The 19,900-nt window shown below is 75.4% G+C and carries 21 protein-coding genes and 1 riboswitch; of the genes, 9 read left to right on the plus strand and 12 right to left on the minus strand.

The window, feature by feature from the left end; translation table 11 throughout:
• Positions 1-355: 355 nt before the first annotated feature.
• Together J2X59_RS07380 and J2X59_RS07385 are read right to left on the minus strand one after the other, a co-directional pair.
• Complete coding sequence (locus J2X59_RS07380; RefSeq protein WP_326496221.1) at positions 356-1,336, minus strand: FecCD family ABC transporter permease; 981 nt, start codon at positions 1,334-1,336, stop codon at positions 356-358.
• Positions 1,333-2,385, minus strand: coding sequence for a FecCD family ABC transporter permease (locus tag J2X59_RS07385; protein WP_326496222.1), 1,053 nt, complete (start codon positions 2,383-2,385; stop codon positions 1,333-1,335). The genes J2X59_RS07380 and J2X59_RS07385 overlap by 4 nt, the downstream gene beginning before the upstream one ends.
• A 189-nt stretch (positions 2,386-2,574) precedes the next feature.
• Between J2X59_RS07385 and J2X59_RS07390 the strand changes: the two genes are divergently transcribed.
• Positions 2,575-4,125, plus strand: a complete 1,551-nt coding sequence (locus J2X59_RS07390; protein WP_326496223.1) for a S1C family serine protease — start codon at positions 2,575-2,577, stop codon at positions 4,123-4,125.
• A 52-nt stretch (positions 4,126-4,177) separates the two neighbouring features.
• On the opposite strand, the gene J2X59_RS07395 is transcribed toward J2X59_RS07390, so the two are convergent.
• Both J2X59_RS07395 and J2X59_RS07400 read right to left on the minus strand, forming a co-directional pair.
• A complete protein-coding gene (locus J2X59_RS07395; RefSeq protein WP_326496224.1) occupies positions 4,178-5,335 on the minus strand; it encodes a hypothetical protein in 1,158 nt (385 codons plus the stop codon).
• A 175-nt stretch (positions 5,336-5,510) separates the two neighbouring features.
• A complete protein-coding gene (locus tag J2X59_RS07400; RefSeq protein WP_326496225.1) occupies positions 5,511-5,801 on the minus strand; it encodes a hypothetical protein in 291 nt (96 codons plus the stop codon).
• Between the two features lie 97 nt (positions 5,802-5,898).
• On the opposite strand from J2X59_RS07400, the gene J2X59_RS07405 reads away from it, so the two are divergent.
• Positions 5,899-6,261: an RNA-binding S4 domain-containing protein gene (locus J2X59_RS07405; protein WP_326496226.1), complete on the plus strand. Its 363-nt coding sequence runs from the start codon at positions 5,899-5,901 to the stop codon at positions 6,259-6,261.
• Positions 6,262-6,284: 23 nt separating this feature from the next.
• Here J2X59_RS07405 and J2X59_RS07410 read toward each other — a convergent pair whose 3' ends face one another.
• Together J2X59_RS07410 and J2X59_RS07415 are read right to left on the minus strand one after the other, a co-directional pair.
• The gene (locus J2X59_RS07410) at positions 6,285-7,226 is read right to left on the minus strand and encodes a J domain-containing protein (RefSeq protein WP_326496227.1); all 942 of its coding nucleotides are present in this window, start codon (positions 7,224-7,226) and stop codon (positions 6,285-6,287) included.
• 337 nt (positions 7,227-7,563) lie between these two features.
• Positions 7,564-8,316 (minus strand): phosphotransferase enzyme family protein, encoded by a 753-nt coding sequence (locus J2X59_RS07415; protein ID WP_081984784.1) that lies wholly within the window; start codon positions 8,314-8,316, stop codon positions 7,564-7,566.
• 150 nt (positions 8,317-8,466) lie between these two features.
• Here J2X59_RS07415 and J2X59_RS07420 point away from each other — a divergent pair, with 150 nt between their 5' ends.
• Together J2X59_RS07420 and J2X59_RS07425 are read left to right on the plus strand one after the other, a co-directional pair.
• Positions 8,467-9,108 (plus strand): GntR family transcriptional regulator, encoded by a 642-nt coding sequence (locus J2X59_RS07420; protein WP_066653683.1) that lies wholly within the window; start codon positions 8,467-8,469, stop codon positions 9,106-9,108.
• The gene (locus J2X59_RS07425) at positions 9,105-10,358 is read left to right on the plus strand and encodes an MFS transporter (RefSeq protein ID WP_326496228.1); all 1,254 of its coding nucleotides are present in this window, start codon (positions 9,105-9,107) and stop codon (positions 10,356-10,358) included. The genes J2X59_RS07420 and J2X59_RS07425 overlap by 4 nt, the downstream gene beginning before the upstream one ends.
• Before the next feature lie 47 nt (positions 10,359-10,405).
• On the opposite strand, the gene J2X59_RS07430 is transcribed toward J2X59_RS07425, so the two are convergent.
• Positions 10,406-11,350 carry an NUDIX domain-containing protein gene (locus tag J2X59_RS07430; RefSeq protein ID WP_251160138.1) on the minus strand — a complete coding sequence of 315 codons (945 nt, stop codon included), beginning with the start codon at positions 11,348-11,350 and terminating at the stop codon, positions 10,406-10,408.
• 68 nt (positions 11,351-11,418) lie between these two features.
• Positions 11,419-11,514: riboswitch (TPP riboswitch) on the plus strand.
• Here J2X59_RS07430 and thiM point away from each other — a divergent pair.
• The 3 genes from thiM to thiD all read left to right on the plus strand — a co-directional run bounded on the left by thiM (position 11,503) and on the right by thiD (position 14,680).
• On the plus strand, positions 11,503-12,411 hold the full coding sequence (thiM, locus tag J2X59_RS07435; RefSeq protein ID WP_326496229.1) for a hydroxyethylthiazole kinase: 909 nt from the start codon (positions 11,503-11,505) through the stop codon (positions 12,409-12,411). (Overlaps the previous riboswitch by 12 nt.)
• Complete coding sequence (gene thiE, locus J2X59_RS07440) at positions 12,408-13,076, plus strand: thiamine phosphate synthase (protein ID WP_326496230.1); 669 nt, start codon at positions 12,408-12,410, stop codon at positions 13,074-13,076. Before thiM ends, thiE begins: the two co-directional genes overlap by 4 nt.
• Positions 13,073-14,680, plus strand: coding sequence for a bifunctional hydroxymethylpyrimidine kinase/phosphomethylpyrimidine kinase (gene thiD / locus J2X59_RS07445; protein ID WP_326496231.1), 1,608 nt, complete (start codon positions 13,073-13,075; stop codon positions 14,678-14,680). The genes thiE and thiD overlap by 4 nt, the downstream gene beginning before the upstream one ends.
• Positions 14,681-14,804: 124 nt before the next feature.
• Here thiD and J2X59_RS07450 read toward each other — a convergent pair whose 3' ends face one another.
• The 4 genes from J2X59_RS07450 to J2X59_RS07465 form a co-directional block, all read right to left on the minus strand.
• Positions 14,805-15,314: a metallophosphoesterase family protein gene (locus tag J2X59_RS07450; protein WP_066653676.1), complete on the minus strand. Its 510-nt coding sequence runs from the start codon at positions 15,312-15,314 to the stop codon at positions 14,805-14,807.
• A complete protein-coding gene (locus tag J2X59_RS07455) occupies positions 15,311-15,847 on the minus strand; it encodes a MarR family winged helix-turn-helix transcriptional regulator (RefSeq protein WP_066653673.1) in 537 nt (178 codons plus the stop codon). Before J2X59_RS07455 ends, J2X59_RS07450 begins: the two co-directional genes overlap by 4 nt.
• A gap of 87 nt (positions 15,848-15,934) precedes the next feature.
• Complete coding sequence (locus J2X59_RS07460; protein WP_251160143.1) at positions 15,935-16,396, minus strand: VOC family protein; 462 nt, start codon at positions 16,394-16,396, stop codon at positions 15,935-15,937.
• A 56-nt stretch (positions 16,397-16,452) separates the two neighbouring features.
• Positions 16,453-16,749 (minus strand): GNAT family N-acetyltransferase, encoded by a 297-nt coding sequence (locus tag J2X59_RS07465; RefSeq protein ID WP_066653669.1) that lies wholly within the window; start codon positions 16,747-16,749, stop codon positions 16,453-16,455.
• 9 nt (positions 16,750-16,758) lie between these two features.
• Between J2X59_RS07465 and J2X59_RS07470 the strand changes: the two genes are divergently transcribed.
• Positions 16,759-17,499 carry an NADPH-dependent F420 reductase gene (locus J2X59_RS07470; protein ID WP_326496232.1) on the plus strand — a complete coding sequence of 247 codons (741 nt, stop codon included), beginning with the start codon at positions 16,759-16,761 and terminating at the stop codon, positions 17,497-17,499.
• Between the two features lie 174 nt (positions 17,500-17,673).
• Positions 17,674-18,942, plus strand: coding sequence for a hypothetical protein (locus tag J2X59_RS07475; RefSeq protein WP_326496233.1), 1,269 nt, complete (start codon positions 17,674-17,676; stop codon positions 18,940-18,942).
• A gap of 3 nt (positions 18,943-18,945) precedes the next feature.
• Here J2X59_RS07475 and J2X59_RS07480 read toward each other — a convergent pair whose 3' ends face one another.
• Complete coding sequence (locus J2X59_RS07480; RefSeq protein ID WP_066653658.1) at positions 18,946-19,803, minus strand: LysR substrate-binding domain-containing protein; 858 nt, start codon at positions 19,801-19,803, stop codon at positions 18,946-18,948.
• Positions 19,804-19,900: the final 97 nt, after the last annotated feature.

Consider the following 19,900-nt stretch of genomic DNA (forward strand, 5'->3'; position numbering starts at 1 on the left):
GCACGGGGGGGCACGCCCCGCCGCTTCGGCCGGCAGCGCCCCGGGTCACCAGCGCCACCAGCGCCACCAGGGCCGCCAGGGCCGCCAGGGCCGCCAGGGCCGCCAGCGCGACCATGCGACGGACGGGAGGCGCGGTGCCGGCCCGCACCGCGCCTCCCGTCCGTCCGTGCATGCGTCGATCCCCGACACCCGTTCCGTGCGCCCGTTCCTTCCCAGAACGGGTGGGATGCCTTGCGGGAACGGGCGTACCTGGTGGATCAGGACGACCAGGTACGCCCGGATCGACCAAGTACGCCCGAGCCGACCAGGCATGCCCGGACCGACCAGGCACGCCCGGCAGGGCCGGGTACCGCGCCTACCGCCCGCGTGCGAGGAGCCAGAGCAGGTACGGCGCCCCGACCACGCCCGTGACCACACCGACCGGCAGGGCGTTGCCGGGGATCGCGAACTGCGCCAGCAGGTCGCTCGCGAGCGTGACGACCGCGCCGACGGCCGCGACGACGCCGAGCGCGACCCTCCCGTTGCCGACGAGGCGGCGCCCGATCGGTGCCGCCATCAGCGCGACGAAGGCGACCGGGCCCGCCGTCGCGACCGCTCCCGCGGTGAGGCCGACGGCGGTGAGGAGCAGGAGCGACTTCGCGCGGTCGGGCCGGAGTCCGAGGGCGGCGGCCACCTCGTCCCCGAGCGCGAGGACCGTCAGCCGGCGGGACTGCGCGAGCGCAGCGGCCAGGAGCAGGACGACGGCGACCGCGAGGATGCCGACGAGGGTGCGGTCCACCGCGTTCAGGCTACCGGAGAGCCAGAGGAGCGCGGTGCCCGCCTGCTGGACGGTGCCCGCGGTCAGCATCCAGCCGGTGATGCTGAGGCAGATCGCCGCCACCCCGATGCCGACCAGGACGACGCGGTTGCCGGTGATCCCTCGACGCCAGGAGAGCGCGGCGATGACGACCGACACGAGCAGGGCGCCGACGACGACGGACCCGAAGAGCACACCGCCGCTCGCCCCGAAGAGCACGATCGCGGTCAGCCCCGAGGCACTCGCGCCCGAGGTGATGCCGATGACGTCGGGGCTCGCGATCGGGTTGCGGACGACGCTCTGCACGATGCCGCCGGCGGCGCCCAGCGCGGCACCGACCAGCACGGCACCGGCGACCCGGGGGCCGCGGAGCTGCCCGACCACGAAGTCCGACACGGTGTCGCCGTGTCCGACCAGGGCGCCGGCGACCTGCAGCGGCGAGAGCGGGATCTCCCCCACTCCGAGCCCGACGAGCACGAGGGCGACCAGGAGCACGAGCACCGCGCCGAGGACGGCGAGCTCGCGACGGACCGCGGTCATAGGCCGGTCACCACCCGCGACCGGACGAGCCAGATGAACACCGGCGCGCCGATGAGCGCGGTCACGATGCCGACCTGCAGCTCCCCCGGGTACGCGACCACCCGCCCGATCACGTCGGCGACGAGCAGGAGGGCGGGTGCGACGAGGGCGGACAGGAGGATCGTCCAGCGCTGGTCGGGCCCGCTCAGTCGGCGGACGGCGTGCGGGACGGCGAGGCCGACGAACGCGATCGGTCCGGCGGCTGCCACCGCGGACCCCGCGAGCAGGACCGTCACGACACCGCCGACGACGCGGACGAGCACGACCCGCTGCCCGAGCGACGCGGCGAGCTCGTCCCCGAGCGCGAGGGTGTTCAGGGAGCGCCCCAGGCCGGCGGCCACGACGAGTCCGACGAGCACGGGGACGGCCACGACGCCGGCGGTGCCGAGGTCCTTGCCGGCGAGCGCCCCGACCTGCCAGAAGCGCAGCTGGTCGAGCAGGCTCTGGCTCGACACGAGGACCGCCGTGGTGACCGACGACAGGGCGGCGGCGACGACCGCTCCGGCGAGCGCGAGGCCCACCGGCGACAGGCCCCGCCGGGCGACGGCCGCGATGCCGTAGACGAGCAGCGCCGCGAGCCCGGCCCCGACGAAGGCGAAGGGCAGGTACGCGGCGGTCCCGCTGATGCCGAACACCGCGATCCCGACGACCACGGCGAGGGCTGCTCCGGCGTTGATGCCGAGGATGCTCGGGTCGGCCAGCGGGTTGCGGGTCACGCCCTGCATCACGGCGCCGGCCACCCCGAGCGCGGCGCCGGCGAGCAGCCCCACGACGGTGCGCGGGACGCGGTTGCCGAGCACGATGAGTCCCACCTCGTCGTCCCGGTGCGGGTGCAGGACGACGTCGAGGACGGTGCCGAGCGGGATCGGGCGCGAGCCGAACGCCACGGAGAGCGCGACGGCCACCACGAGGACGGCGACGGCGAGCAGCGCTGCCCCGACGAGACGGGACCGCGAGGCGGGTGCCGGGCGGGGCCGGACTGCAGGGGTGACGGGTGAGGACGCGCGCATGGGAAGTGCGGCAAGCCTAATCCCGCCCCTCGTTCGGCGGCCCCCGAGGAAGCCCGGAGCCGGCGCAGGGTCCGTTCATAGGGTCGTCATGGGTTCGGCTCCTGTACTGGTCTCCGTCGACGCCCGACCGGGTCGTCGAGGAACGAACCGCCACCCCTCGGGTGGTCGAGGGACGACCGGAGAGCACCCATGAACGAGAACCCCGCCGACGACCAGCGCGCGACCGACCGTCCCGGCTGGGAGGCCCCGCACGCCGACCGCGACGCCCTCCGCCCGGCGTACGCCTTCGACGGCAGCGGCCCGTGGCTGTACGGCACCGACGGCTCGGGGCCGTACGCCTACACCCCGGACGGTCGCGGCCCGTACCTGCTCGGCAGCGCGGCCCTCGGCGGTCCCACGGACCCGCGTCCCGGTACCGCGAGCACGAGCACGGCGGCAGCAGGCGCGACGGCCGGCAGCACCCCCTGGGGCTGGACCTCGGGCGCGGCGGCAGCGAACCACCCCGGCGCGAAGCGCCCCCGGCGGCTCGGACTCGTCATCGGCTCGGGCGTCGCGGCGCTGGCGATCATCGGCGCGGCCGGTGGGACGGCGCTCGGCCTGTCCTCGCAGGGCACCACGACCACGTCGAGCCAGTCGCAGGGCACCACGACGCTGCCGGGCGGTGGCTCCGGCACGAGCGGCGGGACGAACGGCTTCACCGTGCCCGGGTACGGGAACGGCTCGGGCAGCGACGGCAGCAGCGGCAGCGGCAGCGGCAGCGGCAGCGGCAGCGGCAGCGGCAGCGGTACCGGCACGGGCACGGGCACGCAGACCGCCGCGACCCCGGCGACCGCGGCCCAGACGAAGGGCGTCGTGACGATCGACACCGTGATGAACTACGACACCTCGTCGCAGGCCGCGGGCACCGGCATGGTCCTCACCTCGGACGGCTTCGTCCTGACGAACAACCACGTGGTGCAGGGCGCCACGAGCATCGCGGTCACCGACGAGACGACCGGCAAGCAGTACCGGGCCGAGGTCGTCGGCACCGATGCCACGCACGACGTGGCCGTGCTCAAGCTGCAGGACGCGTCCGGCCTGTCCACGGTGACGCTCGACGACGACGGCGAACCGTCGACGGGTGACGCGGTGACCGACGTCGGCAACGCGGAGGGCACGGGCAACCTCGTCGCCGCCGCGGGCACGGTCACCGCCCTCGACCAGGACATCCAGGTGCAGAGCGAGTCCGGCACGGGCACGGAGTCGTTGCAGGGCCTGATCGAGGTCGCCGCGCAGATCGTCCCCGGCGACTCCGGCGGTCCGGTCCTGGACAGCGAGGGCGAGGTGGTCGGCATGGCCACCGCGGCGTCGTCGGGCTCCGCCGAGGTCACCGGGTACGCGATCCCGATCACGACCGCGAAGGCCATCGCGGACAAGATCCTCGCCGGGGAGTCCTCGGACACCGTCACCATCGGCCTGCCGGCGTTCCTCGGCGTCGAGGTCGGCTCGACCGCGACGACGCAGACCACCGCGGGTGTGCCGGTCGCCGGGACGGTCGACGGTTCGGGCGCCGCAGCAGCGGGACTGGTCGCCGGCGACACCATCACGAGCCTCGACGGCACGGCGGTCACGAGCAACGACGCGCTGACGTCCGCGATCCGCTCGCATGCCGTCGGTGACCGGGTGCAGGTCGGCTACACCGATGCATCGGGCACGGCGCACACCGTGACGGTGACCCTGACCGCAGGCCCCGCCGCCTAGCGAGGGCGCCGCGCGAGCGGCAGCGGCAGCGGCAGCGGCAGCGGCAGCGGTCTCAGCCGAGCAGCGCGCGCACCACGGACCGGTACACGTTCGCCGGGGAGTCGGACCGGAAGGCCGTCTCCCCGGCCTCCGTGCGTCCGACCCGGGCGAAGCCGATGCCCTCGGCGTGCACGACGACGACGGGGGCCGGTCGGCCCGGGCGACGGATCGACGAGACCGTCCACGGCGCGGCCCAGAAGCGCGCGAGCCGCGGGTCGGCCTCGGCGACGGCCACCGGCAGGTCCGGCGCGGTGTCGGCCGCACCCGTCCTGCGGGCCAGCAGGTCCGCGTGGAGCGACCCCGTGCGGAAGGGGAAGGTCCACGACGGGCGGATGCCGAGCCTCCCGGCCGCCAGCGCGACCACGCGCTCGACCGGCAGCCGGGCCACGGTGCCGCCCGTCTCGTCCGTCCCGTCCACGACGGTCTCCGACCAGGCCTGGAGGCGCGTGGTCCGCCCGTCGGGCAGGCGCTGTTCGAGGGTGACCGGCCGGGTGTCGTCGGCCCACGGCGCGAGGAGCTCCTGGGTGGTCTCGGGGAGCGTCCCGAGGCGGCCGACGAGCCCCGTCTGCACGAGCTCGCGACCGGCGGGCGAGCGCAGGAGCATCGGGTCCCACCGGCGTCCTGCCAGGCTGCGCAGGGTCGTGAGCGCGTCGGGACCGAGGTGCGTCCCGTCGAGCTGCGGGACCGGCGCCGCGACCGGCAGGGCCTCGAGCTCGCGCTGCGGGCGGGAGGGTGCTGGCTCGGTGGCACGGACCGACTCGAGCACGGTCGAGACCAGGTCGTCGGTCGTGAGCATCCGGGTGAGCGGCCGCTCGACGGTCAGGTCGACCCGGTGCCGACCGGTCACGAAGAGCAGGTGGGCGCCCGCGACGTCGCCGTCCTCGTCGGGGCGGACGTACTCGACCAGGCGTGCCGGGGCGCCCGCGGTCGTCCACGGGTCGCAGCCGATGAGCCGCAGGCCCTCGACCGACCCGGGCAGGCGTTCGAGCAGGCTGGTGTGCTCCTCGGCGACGGTGCGCTCCGAGGGGCGGGACCGGACGGTCAGGACGACGTCGTCACCGGTCAGCCGGAGGTCGGCCTGCGGGGAGTCCTCGCGGTGCCAGCGGTCAGGGCGGCGGAGCGTCAGGCGGGAGGTTCGGTCCTCGGTACCGAGCGGGACGGGGACGGCCATGGGTCGAGGCTACGTGGCGACGGCTGCGGGGACGGCGACGGCTCGCCGGTGCGCCGCGCGGGCGGAGCCTGCTCGCCGACGGGCGAGGGGTGGGGCTGCGTCCTCGGCTGCGTCGCCGGGATGCGTCGCCGGCTGCGTTGTCGGGCTGCGTCGCGGGGCTGCTTTGCGGGGCCCTTCACGGGCGGCGCGTCCGCGGCGTCGGCGGCGGGGGCACGTGCTTCGCCGCGACCACGTCAGCGAGCGGGACGTCGACGGGCCCCCGTCGCGTCTCGATCGTCACCGTGTCGACGGTCCGTGCGGACAGGGTGCCGAGGGCGTCGCGAGCGCCGTCCCCGACCCGTGCCCGCACGACGAGCCGCTCGCCGAGGGACGCCGCACGCAGCACGCCGAGCGCCAGCGCCCGGGCGAGGGCGTCCTGCTCGTTCGGTGCCCGGCCGTCGGGGTCCTGCTGCCGCGGTTCCTGCACCCGTCGAGCGTAGGGCCCGGTCGCACGGCTCGGGTGTCGGCCCGCTCGGGTCCCCGGCGCGGGCTGCTCGCAGGGCTGCGCCGCCTAGGGTGGTGGGATGGAGAAGGCGCGCGTCGACAGCTGGATCTGGGCGGTGCGGATCACGAAGACCCGGTCCGCCGCGACCAGTGCGTGCAAGGCCGGCCACGTCCGCGTGAACGGGGAACGTGCGAAGCCGGCGCAACCGGTCGCTCCCGGGGACGAGGTGCGGGTCCGTCAGCACGGGTTCGACCGCATCGTCGTCGTGCGGGGCATCATCCTCAAGCGGACGAGCGCGACCGAGGCGGCGAAGCACTTCGAGGACCGGACTCCGCCCCGGCTCCCTCGCGAGGAAGTCGGGTTCGTCCCGACCCGGGACCGAGGCGCCGGTCGTCCGAGCAAGCGGGAGCGCCGCGACCTCGAGAAGCTCCGCGGCCACTGACGCGACCGGGGGTCGCGCCGCCGTCAGACGAAGCGGACGGTCTGCTGCAGGCGGTCGCGGACGTCGAACACGTCGACCGAGCCCTCCGGGGAGAACACCCCGTTCAGGACCTGACCGAGGGCGCTGCGACGGACCACGAGCGCGGTGGGCTTGCGCGCCGACCCGACGACCTGAACGTCCTCGTCGACGGCGGAGTCCGGCACGACCATCAGCCGTCCGGTGAACTTCACGCGGGTCTGCTTCTGCACCGCTCGGGCCGCCCGCACGAGCTCCTTGACCGGACGCTCGCCCGGCGCCAGGGTCTCGCCGGCGATGTCACCGTGCTCGATGCGCACGGGAGCGCCCCAGTCGATCGACTCGACGGCCCAGAGTCCGCTCGGGGTCAGCACGGCGTGGTCGAGCTTGCCCTCGGCACCGGCGTCGAGGTCGTGCCACACGGTCACGCCGATGCCCATCTCCGCGATGATCGACGCCGTCGCCTCCTCCGCGAGGGCCTCGGCGAGCAGTCGGCGGATGTGCCGCGGCGCGGAGCGGACCAGCGCCGGGTCGTACGGGTCCTCGACGGGGTCGCCGAGGCCGACCCACTCGCGTTCGGCCTGCAGGAAGACCTCGCGGGAACGACCACCCGGGTGCCCGTACGAGCGCGCCCGCGGCCGGGAGTCGCGCCGAGCCGTCGGGGGCGCGAACCCCTCGCCGTCGTGTGACCAGACCGAGGACCCGGACGGACCGGACGCCGCGCTGGGGGTCGACGCGCGGGAGCCCGCGTCGTACGCCCGGCGGGCAGCAGGGGTCCCGATGCGCTCCCACGCGATCTGCACCTGGCGGAAGCGCCGGGCGTCACCACCGAGGTCGGGGTGGGTCTCGCGGGCGGCACGACGGTACGCACGGCGGAGCGCGTCGTCGTCGGCGGTCGCGGGGACGCCGAGGACCTCGTACGGGGTGGCGTCGGCCGGGCTGTCGGTCATGGCCCTGCGACACTACCCGCTGGAGCATCGGAGTCCGCCGCGTGCGGGCTGGGAGCTGCCGGGAGGCCCGGTGCACGTCCGACGCGCGCGTCGCGCCCCGGGACGCCGGCGTCTGCGTGGGACGCCGCGGTCCGACGCGCGCCCCCGCGCCGGCGAGACGACGGCGTCTGCGCGAGACGCCGCGGGATCCGGCGGCGTCTCGACGGCTCTGCGGCGTCCGGCACCGACGCCGGCGTCTCGCGTGCACAGCGGCGTCTCGCACCGAGGCCGGCGTCTCACGCGCACGGCGGTGTCCCGCACCGACGCCGGTGCGCCGCGCAGCTCGTCCGCGCGGACGTCAGTCGGCGGTGACGGCCGCGCGGATCAGGTCCGCGTGGGACTCGATCCACGCCACGTCGGCCCGGTACAGGTCGGCGTGCCCGTGCTCGAGGTCGCTGAGGAACTTCGGGTTCCCCGCGGCGGCCTCGGTCTCCATCGTCGTGACGAGGGCGACGAGCGAGGCCGTGATCGTCTCGACGAGCACCCCGCGGGAACGGTCGTCGAGCCCGTAGGCGCGGCAGAACTCCGCCGCGCGGTCGAGGCGTTCGTCGAGTCCCGGCGCCGAACTGCCCTCGACGAGACCGGTGGTGAACGGCGCGAAGCGGTAGACCGCGCTCGCGACGTCCCAGACGCGCGGACCGGGGTGCGCGGTGTCGAAGTCGATGAGCCCGACCGCGGCGATGCCGTCGTACACGCAGTTGTACGGCGCGAAGTCACCGTGCACGATCGTCTCGACCGGCAGCCGTTCGGCCTGCGACCAGACGTCGACCGCGTCGTCCCGCGGGTAGGTCGCCGCGACGTCGTGGTACTGGCGCAGCAGTCGCGCGGACGTGACGAGGGCCGCCTCGCTCGCGATCTCGGTGCTCCAGGGGTAGTTGCCCGCCGTGCCCGGCACGAAGCTCACCGTCTCGAGGGCGTCCCCGACGGCGATCGGTTCGGGTGCCGCGACGAAGCCCTGCTCGTGCAGGTGCGCGAGCAGCCGGTGCACCGTCGGTGTCCAGGGCCCCGCAGGGCGGTGCACACGGTCGTCGGCTCTGGTGACACGCTCCATCGTGACCTCCTGATCGGTACGTCTCCGTTGACGTGAGGGTCAGCGTAGCGACGCCGGGTGGGCGATGTCTCGATCCGGTCACGACGGCCGCGTGACGATCTCGCTCCACAACGTGTGCAAGCTTGCATGCAAGGCGTAGGATCGGCTGCCGTGAGCGACACCAGCACCGAGGTCTCCGCCGCAGGACGGGCGTACGAGCACGTCAAGCGGGCGATCATCCGCGGCGACCTGCCGGGCGGCACGGCGATCAGCGAGAACGTGCTCTGCCGGGAGATCGGCGTCTCGCGGACACCCGTGCACGAGGCGTTCCTGCGCCTGGCGGCCGAGGACCTCATCCTGCTCGGCGCCCGCCGGGGCGCCGTCGTGCGCCCGATGTCCCCGAACGAGGCGGCGGACGTGCTCGAGGTGCGTGAGGCGATCGAGTCGACCGCGGCGACCCGCGTCGTCACCGACGGCCGCGTGCCGGAACTGGCACCGCTCCTCCAGGCCGAGCTGGCGGAGCAGGAGGCGGCGGTGGCCGCCGGGGACGTCGACCGCTTCGTCGAGCGGGACGCGGCGTTCCACGGCGCCGTCGTCGCGGCGTCGCGGAACGCGATCGCCGTCCGCTTCGCGCGGACACTCGGCGACCGGCAGCAGCGGCTGCGGCACCAGCTGATGCGCGTGCGACCGGAGCAGTTGCAGGCGTCGCTCGACGAGCACCGGGCGCTCGCCGCGGCCCTCGACGACGGGGACGCCGAGCGGTACGCGGCGGTCCTCCGAGCGCACGTCGCGTCCCACCGGGGCGCGCTGTGAGCGGCGCGACCGGGAGCGTCCCGACCACCGGCTCCGTGCCGGTGCCGGCCAGCCGGGTGGCCCCGTGGGCGATGGTCTGGGGCGCGGTCTTCGTGTGCTCGTGGGGCGGCAACCAGTTCTCGCCGCTGCTGCTCATGTACGAGGAGCGGTCGCACTACACGTCCGTGCTCGTCAACGTCTTCCTCGGGGTCTACGTCCTCGGGCTCGCACCCGCGCTGCTCGTCGCCGGGTCGCTCTCGGACCGGCACGGGCGGAAGCCGCTCATGCTCGTCGGCATCGCCGCGGCCGTCGTCGGCAGCGGACTCCTGGCACTCGGGCCGTTCGGACCCGGCTTCCTCGCGGCCGGCCGGCTGTTCTCCGGCATCACGGTCGGCATCGCGATGGCGGTCGGCAACAGCTGGGTGAAGGAGCTCTCGCAGGGCCGCCACGACCCCTCGGCCGATGCCGGCTCCGGGGCACGGCGCGCGTCGCTGGCCTTCACGCTGGGATCCGGGATCGGTGCCCTCGTCGCCGGTGGGATCGCGCAGTGGGGGCCGGTGCCCGAGGTCCTGCCGTTCCTCGTGCACATCTGCGTCGCGGCACCGTTCGCCCTCGTCGTGTGGCGAGCGCCGGAGACCGCGGTGAACGGTGGCCTCGCCGGTCCGTGGTGGCGGCAGCTCGCGATCCCGAGTGCCGGGCACCGACGCTTCACGCGGGTGGTCGTCGTCGCGGCACCGTGGATCTTCGGGTCCGCTGCGATCGGCTACGGGTACCTGCCGACCCGGCTCGCGGGAGCGACCGGTCCGTGGGGCCTGGTGTTCGCGACCGCCGCGACCGTCGTCGCCCTCGGGGTCTCGAGCGCGGTGCAGCCGCTCGCCAAGCGCGTGCACTCGGTGTCCTCGGCGCGCGGGCTCGTCACCGCCGTCGCCGTGATGACCGTCGGGATCGGGGTCGTGCTCCTGGCGGTGGAGCTGCAGTCGGTGTGGGTCGGGCTCGCGGCGAACGTGGTGATCGGCGTCGGGATGGGGACCGCGCTCGTGTCCTCGTTGCTCGAGGTCCAGCGGATCGCCGGGTCGCGCGACCTCGCCGGCCTGACGGGAGCGTTCTACGCGGTGGCGTACAGCGGGTTCCTGGCGCCGGCGGTCATCGCGGCGATCGCGGGCGGTGCCGGGGTCCCGGTGTCGGTGATCCTGGCCGTCGTGGTCGGGCTCGGGGTGGTGTCGTGGGTGGCGCTGCTGGTGTCGTCGAAGCGGTACGTGCCGGAGGGCTGACGCCGCACCGGACCGACGCAGCAGCGGACCGATGCAGCGGCGGCGGGCTACTGCTCGCGGAACCAGCCGGGGCCGCGGACCTCGGCGCCCAGGGCCTCGACCCGGGTGCGGAGCTCCCGGTCCGCCGTGACGACGACGACCGGTGCGTGTCCGTCGCCGAGCGCCGACCGGGCAGCCTCGACGATCGCGTCGTCGCCGGAGCCCTCGGCGCGGACGACCCCGACCGAGTCGGCCGCACCGCCGAGGTCGCCGGCACCGACGGCACCCGCCGCCGTGCCCGCAGCACCGGCACCCGCGCCGGCCGCCCGCGCCTCGCCCTCGAGCACCACCGTCCACCGCGGCCACCAGCGGGCGAAGGGCAACCCGAGCTCCCCCGCGCCCACGCCCCGTCCGGCGAGCGCCGCCACGGACGACAGCAGCCGCTCCGCCGCGCCCGCACGGTCCTTCCACCAGCCGTCCGGCACGCTGCCGACGACGTTCGCCGCGTCCACCACCACGTGCGGGACCGTCTCGATCGCGCCGCGCAGCGCCGGCCACGAGGCACCGAAGCCCGGGTGCAGCGGCAGCGCGTCGACCTCGGCGACGGGGACCCACGACAGCGCGAGGCTCTCGCGGTCCGCGATCACCGGCTCGAACGGGCGGCGGGCGCGACCGACGACGGTCGTGTAGGTCCAGAAGCCCAGGTCGAGCACGGCGGCGTGCCGCAGGTCGATGCCGTCCTCGGGCACCCCGGCCTCCTCCGCGGACTCCCGGAGCGCGGCGGTGACGGCGTCCTCGTCCTGGTGGCGTGCACCACCGGGGATCCCCCACGTGCCGCCGTGGTGGCTCCACTCCACGCGGTGCTGCAGGAGCACCCGTCCGGCACCGTCGTCGACGAGCAGGCCGGCCGCGCCGAAGCGTCCCCAGGCCTTGGTGCCGTCCGGTCCGACGGCCCACGCGTCGCCGGGGTCGCGGGGTCCGGGCGGCGGTCCGGGAGGGGTCACGTCAGGCACCCGTCAACACTGGCACACCGCACCCCCGGAGTGCCCGGAGGAGGTCGTCGGACGTCGTGTACGGTGTCGTCCGAGACACGGGGTGCCGCACCGAGCGGCTGAGATCACACCCGTCGAACCTGCTCGAGCTCGTACTCGCGAAGGGATCGTCCATGCACACTGCTGCGCCCGTACCCGGACCCGCCGGCTCCCCGTCCCCGGACTGGGCCGACCGCACCGCCACGCTGCTCGAGGAGGTGCGCGCCCGCAGCCCCCTGGTGCAGTGCATCACGAACACCGTGGTGCAGAACGTCACGGCGAACGTCCTGCTCGCCCTCGGCGCCTCCGCGGCGATGATCGACGTCACCACCGAGGCCGGTCCGTTCGCCCGCGTCGCCGACGCCCTGCTCGTCAACACCGGCACCCCGCACCCGGAGCCGCGCGCGGCGTCGGTCGAGGCGGCATCCGCGGCCGTCGACGTCGGCACACCGTGGGTCCTGGACCCCGTCGCGGTCGGCGCGCTGCCGGTCCGCACCGCCCTCGCCCGCGAGCTCCTCGCGCTCCGGCCGACCGTGCTGCGCGGGAACGCGTCGGAGATCCTCGCCCTGCTCGGCGACGCCGACGGCGGCCGCGGGGTCGACAGCACCGCCGGCACGGACGAGGCGCGGGCGGCAGCGCTCCGGGCGTCGGACGGGAGGCTCGTGGGCGCCGTGGCCGTGTCCGGTCCCGTCGACCTGCTGGTCGCGCCGGGTACCGGCGTGGTGCGGGTCGCGAACGGGTCGCCGCTGCTGACCCGCATCACCGGGGGCGGGTGCGCGCTCGGCGCGGTGGTCGCCGCCTTCGCGGCGGTGGTCCCGGACGACCCGGGCGCAGCAGCCGTCGCCGGGACGGTGGTGCACACGGTCGCCGCCGAGCTCGCCGCGCGTGACGCCGGCGGCCCGGGGACCTTCCAGCCGCTGTTCCTCGACCGGCTGGCGACGCTGACCCCCGAGGACGTCCTCCGGGTGGCGCGCATCACCACGGAGTCCGCACCACCGACGATCCCGGGGTCCGCTGCAGCGCCGACGGTGGTCCGACCGTGAGCGCCCCGACGGACCTGGGCGTCTACCTGGTCACCGACCCCGTGCTCGTCGACCGGCACGGCAGGGGCGTGCTCGGCGTCGTCCGTGCCGCGGTCGACGCCGGGGTGCGGCTCGTGCAGGTGCGCGACAAGCAGGCACCGGTCCGCGACCTCCTCGCCCTCACCGCCGCGGCGGCCGACGCCGTCGGGGACCGCGCGACCGTCGTGGTGGACGACCGGACGGACGTCGCGCTCGCCGCCCGACGTGCCGGACACCGGGTCGCGGGCGTGCACCTCGGCCAGTCGGACCTGCCCGTCGCGGCCGCCCGCGCGCTCCTCGGCCCGGACGCCCACGTGGGCCTCACCGCGAACACCCCGGCCCACCTGGCGGCCCTCGCGGAGCTGCCCCGCGGCACCGTCGACCTGCTCGGCGTCGGTGTCGTCCACCCGACCTCGACGAAGCCGGACCACCCGCCGGCGCTCGGCGTGGACGGCGTCGCCCGGATCACCGGTGCGGCGCGCCCGCTCGGGGTCCCGTGCGTCGCGATCGGCGGCGTGACCCTGGACGACGTCGCGCCGCTGCGTGCGGCCGGTGTCGCCGGTGTCGCGGTGGTGTCCGGGATCTGCGCCGCCGCCGACCCGCACGCGGCAGCGGCGGCGTACCTCCGCGCCTGGAGCGGGTCGTGACCGCCGCCGAGCCCGCCGTGGGCTCGACGTCGCCGCCGGTGCCGCCGGTGCCGGTGCCGGGGCGGCCGCACGTGCCGCGGGTCCTCAGCATCGCGGGCACCGACCCGACGGGCGGCGCCGGACTCCACGCGGACCTCAAGGCGATCACGGCGCACGACGGCTACGGCATGGGCGTCGTGACGGCCCTGGTCGCGCAGAACACCCACGGCGTGCGGTCGGTGCACGTGCCCGACGTCGGGTTCCTCCGCGAGCAGCTCGACGCCGTGTCGGACGACGTGGTGGTCGACGCCGTCAAGGTCGGGCTGCTCGGCACCGTCGACGTCGTCCGTACGGTCACGGACTGGCTCCGCGACCACCGCCCGCCCGTGGTCGTCGTGGACCCGGTGATGGTGGCCACGAGCGGCGACCGGCTGCTCGACCGGCAGGCGACCGCCGCGATGGGCGACCTGCTCGCGCTCGCCGACCTCGTGACCCCGAACCGCGCGGAGCTGACCGACCTCGTCGCGCTCGCCGGGGGCACCGCACCGACGCCCCTCGAAGCCGCACGGCTCGTGGCCCGTCGGTGGGACGTCCTGGTGCTCGCGAAGGGCGGGCACGACACGGGGCCGACCGCCGACGACGTGCTCGTCCGGCCCGACGGCTCCGCCCGCACCTTCCGGGGCCCGCGCATCGCGACGACCAACACGCACGGAACGGGGTGCTCCCTGTCGAGCGCGATCGCGACGCTCGCCGCACGGGACGGCGACTGGGAGCTCGCGGTCGGCGGGGCGAAGACGTGGCTCACCGCCGCACTCCGTGGCGCCGACGCGCTCCGGGTCGGGACGGGCAACGGACCGGTCGACCACGGTGCGCTCACCCGTGCCGCGCTCCCCCCGACGACCTGGACGGACCGGTGGTGGGCGGACGTCGCCGAGACCCTCGACCGGACGCTCTCGTGCTCCTTCCTGGAGGGCCTGCGTGACGGCACGCTCGACGGGGACGTGTTCGCCCGGTACCTCGCGCAGGACGTCCACTACCTGCGGGCCTACGAGCAGCACCTGCGACGGCTGGCCGCCACCACGGACGGCGACCCCGCGGCGTTCTGGGCCTCGGCCGCCGCGGGCTGCGCCGACGAGGCACGCGACCTGCACCACCGCCGCCTGGCGGGCACGCACGCCGACGACCCGGTCCACCCGACGTGCGCCGGGTACCTCGCCCACCTGCAGGCCGCGGCCGACAGCGGGTCGGTCGGGGTGCTCGCCGCCGCCGTGCTGCCGTGCTTCCGGGTCTACGCCTGGGTCGGCACGCAGCTCGGCCGCGCCCCGGAGGGACACCCCTTCGCGGACTGGCTCGGCGCGTACGGCGACCCGGCGTTCGCTGCGGCGAGTGCCGAGGCGACCGCGCGCGTCGAGGCGCTCGCGGCCGCCGCGGACCCGTCCGAGCGGGGGCGGATGGCGCGGGCGCACCGACGGTCGACCGAGTGGGAGCTAGCGTTCTTCCGGATGCCGACGGGACAGGTGGACCCGTCGGCTCGGGTCGACCCCGCGGACGCGGCGGACCCGCCGGAACCGGCGATCCTGGAGGACCCGTCGGCCCCGGCGGACCCGCCGGCGCAGCGCGACTGACCGGACCACGGCCGTCGCACGCGGCACGGGACGGACGGGAGGCTCGGGGCGGACCCGAGCCGTGCCTCCCGGCCGGTGCATCCTCCGTCTGCCGACTCGCCCGTCCGGTGGTCGTGCGGTCGCGTCAGCGCGCCGCCGGCGGCAGCCGGACCGTCTCGACCGTCAGCGCACGCCCGTCCACCGTGCCCCGCATCCACGTGAAGTCGGGCTGCCTGCGGCGGTCCGTCGGCGACCCGGGGTTGAGCAGGCGCATCCCCGACGGCGCGACCGAGTCCCACGGGATGTGCGAGTGTCCGAACACGAGCACGTCGGTGTCCGGGTACGCGGCGTCCGCCCGGCGCTCGCGTCCCGTCGCCGCACCGGTCTCGTGCACCAGGGCGAAGCGGAGGTCCTCCACCGTGAAGCGGGCCACCAGCGGCAGCCGGTCGTCGAACTCGGGGCCGTCGTTGTTGCCGCGGACGCCCTCGAACCGACGGGACCGACCCTGCACGGCGTCGAGGGTGGCGAGGTCGACCCAGTCCCCCGCGTGCACGACGAGGTCCGCCGCGTCGACGTCCGCCCAGAGCCCAGCCGGCAGGTCCTTCGCGCGCTTCGGCAGGTGGGTGTCGGAGAGCAGGACGAACGAGGTGGTCACGGGGCGTCGGGACCGTCCGTACCGGCGTGGCCGTCCGGCGTCGCGCGGGCGGGCATCGGCAGACCGGCCTCGTCGGCGGCGCCGAGTCGTTCGAGCAGCCCGGCGAGGAGCGCGATGTCGTCGTCCGACCAGTCGGCGAGTCGTTCCTCGAGCGCGTCGCGGTGCAGGCGCACCGAGCGGTCGAGGGCGGCACGGCCGGCGTCGGTCGCCTCGAGGGGCTTCGCGTTGCCGGAGCCGCCGTCGGTGGTCCGCACGAGCCCCGCCGCGAGCAGGCCGGACAGCTGCCGCGAGATCGTCGAGCGGTTGAGCCGCAGGTACCGGGCGATGTCGATCGCCATGCACCCGGGGTGCTGCACGACGAAGTCGACGAGGGACTGGTCGACGACGCTGAGCACGAGGTCGTCGCCGCGCGCCCGGATGCTCGCACGTCGCGTGATGCGGGCGAGTTCGGTGTAGGCGCGTCCGATGTCGCCGTTGCGGACCTCGTCGTCGGGGCGTCCGCCGTCACGGACCGCCGAGCTCGGGCTGCTCATCGCGTTCTCCAGCCTGTCACTGCGTGCGCCGGGTGCTCGGCGCTGGTGGGTGCCGCCACCCTACCGGCGGTCACGGGCTGCTCCCCCTCAGCGACCGGCGGCTGCGGCCTGCAGCGCGGGGATGTCGAGCTTGACCATGTCCTGCATCGCCTTGAACACCCGGGCGTTGGCCTCGGGGTCACCGCCGCCGGTCATCAGGTCGCCCATCATCGACGGGGTCACCTGCCACGTCAGACCCCAGCGGTCGTGCAGCCACCCGCACGCGAGCGGTCGGCCGCCGTCGGCGAGGAGCGCGTCCCACACCCGGTCGAGCTCGTCCTGCGTGTCGACGTCGACCTGGAAGGACACGGCGTCGGTGTGCGGGTGCCCCGGGCCACCGTTCATCGCCCGGTAGGGCTGTCCGAGGAGCGTGAACTCGACGACGAGGGCGGTGCCGTCCGGCGTCCGGGCGACGCTGTCGACCCGACTGTCCGGGAAGAGCGACGTGTAGGTCGTGGCGGCCTGTTCGGCCTGGTCGTCGAACCAGAGGAACGGGGTGATCGTGGGCACGGTGCCTCCGGGTGCTCGGGTGCGGCCGCGACGCTGCGGCCGGAGCGTGGGGTGGGTCAGTCCGCGGTGCCGCGGCTGAGCAGGTCGGCCTTCTCGGGGTGTTCGTCGAACCACTTGCCGACGAACCAGCACATCGGCACGATGCGCTTCGTGGTCCTCGCCTCGACGTCGGCGACGGCGTGCGCGACGAGCTCCGCCGCGTAGCCGTGCCCGCGGTGGCTCGGGACCGTGTACGTGTGCGGGAACGACACGGCGTCCTCCGCGGCCCGGTAGTCGAGCACGCTCACGAGCTCGCCGTCGACGTACATCGCGTAGCGGTCGCGGTCGGCTTCGTCGCGGAACTCGTGGGCCATGGCGCCATCATGCACCCGACGGGCAGCGGCCGCACGGCGACGACGGCCCGGGGCGACCGCCGGTGGGAATGCACTGCTCGGTGCCCCGCGTTGCACGACCGCATGACAACGATCGGCATCATCGGAGCAGGCAACATCGGATCCCAGCTCGCGCGCCTCGCCGTGCAGCACGGCCACGAGGTCGTGATCGCCAACTCGCGCGGCCCCGAGACCCTGCAGGACCTGGTCTCGGAGCTCGGCGAGCACGCCCGCGCGGCCACCCGCGACGAGGCGGCAGCAGCGGGCGACATCGTCGTCGTGACCACCCCGCTCGCGGCGATCGAGACGATCCCGGTCGAGCCCCTGGTCGGCAAGGTCGTCATCGACACCAACAACTACTACCCGCAGCGCGACGGCCACATCGCGTCCCTCGACGAGGAGACGACGACCACCGCCGAGCTCCTGCAGGACCACCTGCGCGGTGCCCGGGTCGTCAAGGCGTTCAACCACATCGCCGCCACGGCGCTGACCGACGAGGCCACCCCCGCCGGCACCCCCGACCGCCGCGCCCTGGTGGTCGCGGGCGACGACGCCGACGCCAAGCGGGTCGTCTCCGACCTGATCGACGACTTCGGGTTCGACGTGGTCGACGCGGGCCCCCTCGCCGAGGGCTGGCGCATCCAGCGCGACACCCCCGGGTACGTCACGCGGTACACCGCCGACGAGCTCCGGGGGAAGCTCGCCGAGGCGGAGCGCTACCGCGACATGTAGCCCCCACCTCCGCAACACGCCACGAAGGCGGTTCCCCGCAGCGGTACAGCTCGGCGCGGAGCCGCCTTCGTTGCGTCTCGCGAGCCCCGGCCGCGAGGTGTCCTGCGCGAAGTGGACTGCGCGACCCCGGAACTGGGGCTGCGCAGCGGTCCATGCACGCGGATAGAAATGACGATGGATCAGAAGAGCGAGGGAGCACGAGTGGCGTCGCACCGCATGCCGGACCGAGACCGGCCGCGTCGAGCGGTCCCTGCGTGGGTCGTCGCACCCCCCGAGGACACCGCCGTCGGCCGGGAGGCACCACTCGCCCCTGCCCCGCAGGCACCCGTCCTCGACGCGGTCGCGGCCGTCCCCGTGGTCGCCCCCGGGACGCCGGGTGCGGCGGGTCCGACGCTGCCGCAGGACCCGACCGACGTGCTGCCCGCCGTCGACGTCGTCGTGCCCGACTACCCGCCGCAGGAGCACCTGCTCCCGCCGGCCCCGACCTCGCCCGCGGTGCAGGTGCCGCCGTTCGACACCGCACCCCTGCCGGTGTCCCCCGTCGACGCCGCCGAGTCGGGCGGCCCCCTCACTCCGCCGGTCGACCCGACGCACAGCGCCCAGGCCCCGGCACCGGCACCGGTGCAGCCCCCCGCTCCCGCCGCCCCCGTCGTCGGACAGCCCCGCTTCTCGGTCCCCGGACTCGAGCACGTCCTGGTCGAGGGCGCGGAACCCGAGCCCTCCGGACCGATCGGGTACCGCACGCCGGCGCGCTTCGCCCGGCAGCAGGCACCGCGGCCGACCGTCGTCGACCCCGCGCCGTCCGGCTTCGACGCCGTCATCGCAGCGCCCGCCGCACCCACCGTCCAGGCACCGTCGGTCTTCCCGGGCGGCCCTGCCGCCGTGTCCACGCCGGCGGCCGCCGTGCCCACGGCAGCGGCTGCCGCACCCACCGCAGCGGCCGGGCCGTCTGCAGCCGGTTCCCCGGTCGCTGGCGGTGTGTCCGCGCCCTACCGGCGGGGTCGCCGGTCGGGACCTGCCGCGGCTCGCACCGGCACCGACGCCGAGGTGGGCGGGCACGACGACGGTGAGCAGGGCCTCCAGGCCGACCGTCGGGCGTCCCGCGACCGCAGCCGCACCGCGATCGGGGCGACCCCGGCAGCCGTGCTCGGCGCGGTGACCGGTGTCGCCGCCCTCGCCCTCGCCGCCTGGTGGTTCACGGCGCCGGCGACGGTGCACGCGACCGGACTGGTCCTCGGGGTGCTCGCACTCGCGCTGTCGGTGACGGCCCTCCGGACCCCCGCGGCGACGTGGCAGCGACCGGTGGCGCTCCTCGGGGCGGTGCTCGGCGGCGTCGGCACGCTCGTGCTCCTCTGGGCGGTCGCCGCGGCGCTGCTGGTACCCGCAGGCGTGACGCTGCCCGACCTCACCGGCACGGGGACGACGCCGAGCCTCGCGCCGTAGCGCTCAGACGGCGCGGACGACCCCGCGGGACAGGATCGCGCTCGTCAGGGCGTCGATCGGCTCGCGCTGCACGGTCGGGTTCGCGATGAGCACGTAGTCGACGGCGGGCAGGTCGGGCAGCGAGAGCCGCTGCGACACCTTCACGAGGTCGGCCGGGATCAGCGAGTGCGGGAACACCGCGACCCCGATGCCCGCCCGGACCGCCGCGAGCACGCCGTTCACGTCACGGGTGTTGCAGGTGATCCGCCAGGTGCGCCCGGCGGACTCGAGGGCGTCGATCGCCATCTGCCGGCTGATGCTCGGCGCCTGGTACGCGATCAGCGGGACGGGCTCGTCGGCTTCGAGCGCGATGCCGTCCTGCGCCATCCACACCATCTGGTCGGTCGCGACGCGGGTGCCCTCGGCGGACTCCCCCGCGGTCTGCTTGATGAACACGAGGTCGAGCTGACCCGCGTGCACCCGGCGGAGGAGCGGCGCGGACTGGTTCACCGTCAGCTCGAGGTTCACCTGCGGGTGCAGCCGGCGGAAGTCCCGCAGGATGCGCGGCAGCTGCGTGATCGCGAGGTCGTCCGCCGCACCGAAGCGGAGCCGGCCGCGGGTCGCGGCCCCGGAGAAGTACGCGTCGGCGGTCGCGTGCGCGGCGAGGATCGAGCGGGCGAACCCGGCCATCGCGTCGCCGTTGTCGGTGAGCGCCACCCCGCGGGTGTCCCGGGCCACGAGGGTCCTCGCCACCGCGGTCTCGAGCCGACGCACGTGCTGCGAGACGGTCGGCTGGCTGATGCCGAGGCGCTGACCGGCGAGCGTGAAGCTGCCGGTCTCGGCGACGGCGAGGAACGTGCGGAGCAGCACCGGGTCGAGCACGTGACCTCCTCCGGCGGACGGGCCGCCGCCATTCGACTTCGCAATGGAGTGATAGCCACCATAGGGGTGTCGAATGGGCCGGCGCCACGTAGTTTCG

The sequence above is a fragment of the Curtobacterium sp. 260 genome (assembly GCF_030803485.1).
Taxonomy (GTDB): domain Bacteria; phylum Actinomycetota; class Actinomycetes; order Actinomycetales; family Microbacteriaceae; genus Curtobacterium.